This is a genomic window from Desulfovibrio sp. (assembly GCF_019424165.1).
Classification (GTDB): domain Bacteria; phylum Desulfobacterota; class Desulfovibrionia; order Desulfovibrionales; family Desulfovibrionaceae; genus Desulfovibrio.
Window position 1 is genome coordinate 77483 of sequence record NZ_JAHZAA010000003.1, and the last position, 5386, is coordinate 82868.

At 58.0% G+C, this 5386-nt stretch carries 7 protein-coding genes; 3 read left to right on the forward strand and 4 right to left on the reverse strand.

Going from position 1 to position 5386, the window contains the following annotated elements; translation table 11 throughout:
- Positions 1-1159, reverse strand: a 1159-nt coding sequence (gene lepA, locus QZ377_RS02375; RefSeq protein ID WP_291439181.1) for a translation elongation factor 4, incomplete at its 3' end; no start/stop codon positions are given.
- Positions 1160-1399: 240 nt separating this feature from the next.
- Here lepA and QZ377_RS02380 point away from each other — a divergent pair.
- From QZ377_RS02380 to QZ377_RS02390, 3 genes are read left to right on the forward strand one after another with little or no spacing between them, the layout of a single operon-like run.
- Positions 1400-1975 (forward strand): TetR family transcriptional regulator, encoded by a 576-nt coding sequence (locus QZ377_RS02380; RefSeq protein WP_291439182.1) that lies wholly within the window; start codon positions 1400-1402, stop codon positions 1973-1975.
- A gap of 1 nt (position 1976) precedes the next feature.
- The gene (locus QZ377_RS02385; RefSeq protein WP_291439184.1) at positions 1977-2288 is read left to right on the forward strand and encodes an SMR family transporter; all 312 of its coding nucleotides are present in this window, start codon (positions 1977-1979) and stop codon (positions 2286-2288) included.
- Position 2289: 1 nt separating this feature from the next.
- Positions 2290-2604, forward strand: coding sequence for an SMR family transporter (locus QZ377_RS02390; protein WP_291439186.1), 315 nt, complete (start codon positions 2290-2292; stop codon positions 2602-2604).
- Positions 2605-2838: 234 nt separating this feature from the next.
- On the opposite strand, the gene QZ377_RS02395 is transcribed toward QZ377_RS02390, so the two are convergent.
- The 3 genes from QZ377_RS02395 to atpG all read right to left on the reverse strand — a co-directional run.
- Positions 2839-3243: a F0F1 ATP synthase subunit epsilon gene (locus QZ377_RS02395; RefSeq protein ID WP_291439188.1), complete on the reverse strand. Its 405-nt coding sequence runs from the start codon at positions 3241-3243 to the stop codon at positions 2839-2841.
- Between the two features lie 84 nt (positions 3244-3327).
- Positions 3328-4749: a F0F1 ATP synthase subunit beta gene (gene atpD, locus QZ377_RS02400; protein ID WP_291439190.1), complete on the reverse strand. Its 1422-nt coding sequence runs from the start codon at positions 4747-4749 to the stop codon at positions 3328-3330.
- Between the two features lie 11 nt (positions 4750-4760).
- The coding region (gene atpG, locus QZ377_RS02405; RefSeq protein WP_291439192.1) for an ATP synthase F1 subunit gamma at positions 4761-5386 on the reverse strand (626 nt) is incomplete at its 5' end.

Below are 5386 nucleotides of genomic sequence, written 5' to 3' on the forward strand. Positions count from 1 at the left end.
TTTCCAGCGTTTTGCCGTCCATCGTCACCACCTTGTAGACCACGGAGGGCGCGGTGGCGATAAGCCCCACCTCAAATTCCCGCTCCAGGCGCTCCTGGATGATTTCCATATGCAAAAGGCCCAGAAAGCCGCAACGGAAGCCGAAGCCAAGAGCCTGCGAGGTTTCCGGTTCATAGGAAAAGGCAGCGTCGTTGAGCTGGAGTTTTTCCAGCGCGGCCTTGAGATTTTCATAATCTTCGGATTCTGTGGGGTAAAGCCCGCAGAAAACCATGGCCTTTACTTCTTTGAAGCCGGGAACCGCCGTTGTGGCGGGGCGTTCGGCGTGGGTGATGGTATCGCCCACGCGGGCATCGCCCAGTTCCTTGATCGAGCCGCAGAGAAAGCCCACCTCGCCAGCGAACAGATCTTTGACGTCAGTAGGTTCCGGCGAAAAAACACCCAGGCGCAGCACTTCGTATTCCTTGCCGGTGCTCATGAGGCGCACGGTGTCGCCTTTGCGCACGCTGCCGTCCATGATGCGAAAAAGCACCACCACGCCCTGATAGCTGTCATACCAGGAGTCAAAAATAAGTGCCTTGAGCGGGGCCGACCGGTCCCCTCTGGGCGCGGGCAGGTGATGCACGATGGCTTCCAGCACGGCGTCCACTCCCATGCCCGTTTTGGCGGACACAGGGAGTGCCTGGGAACAGTCGAGGCCGATGCTTTCTTCAATTTCAGCCTTGACGCGGTCAACCTCAGCGCTGGGCAGATCTATCTTGTTGAGCACGGGGATGACTTCATGGTCGTGGTCCAGCGCCAGGTAGACGTTGGCCAGGGTCTGTGCTTCCACCCCCTGGGTGGCGTCCACCACCAGAAGAGCGCCTTCGCAGGCCGCCAGCGAACGTGAAACTTCATAGTTGAAGTCCACGTGGCCTGGGGTGTCGATGAGGTTCAGTTCATATTCCTGACCATCGGCGGCAAAGTAGGGAATGCGCACGGTCTGGGCCTTGATGGTAATGCCGCGTTCGCGTTCGAGGTCCATTCTGTCAAGGTATTGCTGCCGCGCCTCACGCTGGCTAACCACCTGGGTAAGCTCAAGAATGCGGTCGGCCAGGGTTGACTTACCGTGGTCGATATGGGCAATAATGCAAAAATTGCGTATATTTTCTTGCTTTACCATGTGTTTTCCTGCGTAAAATCTGGTTGCGTAGCAGAATTGTATAGCCAAAATTTGTCATGAAGTCCATGCAAAGGCCAGCGGTTTCCCGGCGTGCCTCGCAGCAGACGATGACAGACCAGGCTGCTGCCGCGCAGTGTGCTTCGGGTTTGCATAACGGCTGGCATCCGCTGCGGAATTTTGTATTGACTGGAATCTTTAGTTTAAATACATACGTATGTATTGATTTAAAAGGAGCGCAATATGAGCAAGCCCCGTTCCATTGACCGTGACCGGGTTTTGGACATGGCGGAAGACATCGTCACCGAAGGCGGCGCAACGGCGCTGACCATTGGCGCGGTGGCCCAGGCGGCCGGTATTTCCAAGGGGGGCGTTCAGTCCTGCTTTGGAACCAAGAGCGGCCTGGTACACGCCATGGCCGAGCGCTGGGCCGCAAACTACGATGAGTGTCTGGAACAAGTGACAGGCCGCCCCGTGGAGCAGACTTCTGACCTGGAAAAAGTTCAGGCACATGTGCGCATTACCGCCGCCGAAGAGCGCCTGAACGTCAGGGCCGCATGCCATCTGGCCATGCTGATGGAGTCTGACGACCTGCGTGAGTGGATCCGGCGCTGGCATGCCGCGCGTCTTGAAAATTTGCAGACAAACAGCGACGAAGCACGCGCCGCCCGTATCGCCTACCTGGCGGCGGAAGGGGCTTTTCTTTTACGGTACTTCGGCTTGCTGCAAATGGACGACAGTCAGTGGCAAAGCATATTTGAAGACCTTGACGCCCTGCTGGGGCCTGCTTCCGGACGTGTTGCACAGGAGCGGAAATAAGATGCTGAGCTGGGTTTTGCTGCTTGCTGCCAGCGGTCTGGAAATCGCCTGGGCTGCGGGCCTGAAGTACGCCCAACTGCCTCTGGAATGGGCTGTGACTCTGGCATGCATTGCGGGCAGTTTTATTTTTCTGGTTCTGGCGACAAAGAGGATGGAAGCCTCCATAGCCTACGTGCTTTTTGTGACTTTCGGCACTGTGGGAACCTATGCGCTTGATGTCTGCTTTTTTGATAAAAGGATAACGCTCACGGCTGTTACGGCCATTGCCGTTATTCTGTTTTCCATTATCCAGCTCAAGAGAGAAGAGGGCTGACATGAGCTGGGTGTATCTGGTTATAGCCGGGTTGCTGGAAATTGCCGTTGTGGCCGGGGTCAGGGATATTGCGTTCAAGCGCTATGGCAGAGGATTTGTGGTTTACGGGCTGGGGCTCGCAAGCTCGCTGTTTTTTCTGTATCTGGCATTGCGGCAGATTGATGTGTCCATAGCCTATACATCCTATACCGGTATTGGCGTCATCGGCACTGTGGCATCGGGCTTGCTGTTCTGGGGGGAGAAAAGAAGTATCCGCAAGGCGCTTTATGTCGGCCTGATTGTGGCGGCCATTGTCGCGCTTAAAATTTCAGGATGAAGGCGCGGCTCATGCACTACCGGCAACCGGTCAATGCCCTGCTGCCTGTTTGTGTGCCGGTAGCGTGGTCTTCTGGGCCTATATACAGAGGGATTGACGTAGTCAGCCCGTCAGGTGGCAGGCCAGCTAGAGGCTGCCGCCTGTTGCGGGCTGTGGTGGCGTGTGTGGGGGAGTAAAGAAAAAGGCCGCGTGGTGCGCAAGCACCACGCGGCCTTTGATACGAAACACTAGTGGTCAGCGCAGTTGGGCCACTTGCAGGCGGATCAAAGCCCGGTGCAAGGCCGCTTCAGCGCGGGTTACATCGGTCTGCTCGGCATGGTCGGTAATGCGCTTTTCAGCGCGTTCTTTGGCGGCCATGGCTCTTGCGGTGTCTATATCCTGCGCCAGTTCGGCAGATTCGGCCAGCACGGTGAGCACATCATTATTCACATCGGCAAAGCCGCCGGATATGAAAACGTACTCTTCCTTGCCGCCCGCCGTCTTGTAACGCAGGCCACCAGTCTTGAGAGCGGAGAGCAGGGAGACGTGCTTGGGCAGCACGCCGAATTCGCCTTCAATTCCGGGGCAAACGGCCATTTCAACTTCGCCGCTAACCACGGTTTTGTCTGGCGTCACCACTTCCAGTTGCAGTGTGCCCATAGGTACTCCTTCGCTCCTGTAAGCCAGCTATGGCTGTCATGCGGCCGTGCTGCGTGCCCGGCCGCATGACAGGCGTCAATGCTCTTAGTTTTCTTCCTGCAGCTTGCGCTGCTCGTACTTGGCCACGGCCTGTTCAATACCGCCCAGCATGTAGAAGTCGCCTTCAGACATGTGGTCATAGGCGCCGTCCAGAATGCCCTTGAAGCCCTTGATGGTGTCTTCAAGGTTCACATACTGGCCGGGAGTGCCGGTAAAGGTTTCGGCCACGTGGAAGGGCTGGGACAGGAAGCGCTGGATGCGGCGCGCGCGCGCCACGGTGAGCTTGTCTTCGTCCGACAGTTCGTCCATGCCGAGGATGGCGATGATGTCCTGCAGTTCTTTGTACTTCTGCAGCACCATCTGCACGCGCCGGGCCACCGCGTAGTGTTCTTCACCCACCACGTTGGGGTCAAGAATGCGCGAGGTGGAGTCCAGCGGGTCCACGGCGGGGTAGATACCCAGTTCCGCGATCTGGCGCGAAAGCACGAGCGTGCCGTCCAGATGCGAGAACGTGGTGGCCGGGGCCGGGTCAGTCAAGTCGTCAGCAGGGACGTAAACGGCCTGCACCGACGTGATGGAACCGGTATTGGTGGATGTGATGCGTTCCTGCAGCGAACCAAGGTCCGTGCCGAGGGTGGGCTGGTAGCCCACGGCCGAAGGCATGCGGCCCAGAAGGGCGGACACTTCGGAACCGGCCTGGGTAAAGCGGAAGATGTTGTCGATGAAGAGGAGCACGTCCTGATGTTCTTCATCGCGGAAGTATTCCGCGCAGGCCAGAGCGGTAAGGGCCACGCGCGCACGCGCTCCCGGAGGCTCGTTCATCTGCCCGTATACAAGGGTGGCGCGTTCCAGAACGCCCGCATCCTTGAGTTCGTGATAGAGGTCGTTACCTTCACGGGTGCGTTCACCCACGCCCGCGAAGACCGAAGAGCCGCCGTGCTGCTTGGCGATGTTGTTGATCATCTCCATCAGGATAACGGTCTTGCCCACGCCGGCACCGCCGAAGAGGCCCATCTTGCCGCCCTTGGGGAAGGGTACAAGCAGGTCCACAACCTTGATGCCGGTTTCCAGCAGTTCGACCTTGGTGTTCTGGTCGGTAAAGGCCGGAGCCGGACGGTGGATGGGATAGTATTTTTCAGCGTTAATGGGGCCCAGTTCGTCCACGGGGCGGCCGATAACGTTGAGAATACGGCCCACGGAGGGTTTACCCACGGGCACCATGATGGGCTGGCCGGTATCGACCGCGTCCATGCCGCGCACCAGACCTTCGGTGGCGTCCATTGCGATGGTGCGGACAACGTTGTCGCCCAGGTGCTGTGCCACTTCACAGATCAGGTCCGGGGCGTCGGTGTTGTTCGGGTTTTTGATCTCCAGGGCGGTGAAGATACTCGGCAGGTTGCCGTCGCTGAACTCAACGTCCACGACAGCGCCGATAACCTGGACGATTTTACCGATGTTTTTGCTCATTAGTTGGCTCCTTAACCCTTCAGCGCTTCAGCGCCGCCGACGATGTCGATGAGTTCGCTGGTGATGGAAGCCTGCCGCGTCTTGTTATAGAGCAGGGTCAGCATGTTGGTCATTTCGTTACAGTTACGCGTGGCGTTGTCCATAGCGGCCATGCGGGCCGCATGCTCGCTGGCCGAAGTGTCCAGCATGCCACGGTAAATCTGTACTTTGACGTAGCGGGGCAGAAGCTCCGCCAACAGCTTTTCTTCCTGCGGTTCGTATACGTATTCGCAGCGCGGTTCTCCGGCTTCTTCGGCGATTTCCTCAGCCTCAGGCGTTTTGAGGGGCAAAAGGCAGAGGCTGCGCGGGGGCTGCTGCCCCATGGACACAAACTCGCCGTAGATCAGCCACACTTCGTCAAGGGCAAGTGTCTCGTAGCCATAGATGACTTCTTTGGCTATGGAATTTGCCAGGGCAAAGTCTATGCTGCCCATGCGGTCAGCGTAGGCCTGTGTGATCTTGTAGCCGCACGACTTCATGGCGTCGCGGCCCTTTTTGCCCATGCAGACAAAGCTTACCTCAAGGCCTTCCGCGGTTTTCTCCCGGGCCAGCTTGAGCGCAGCGGCAATGATATTGCCGTTGAAGCTCCCGCAGAGGC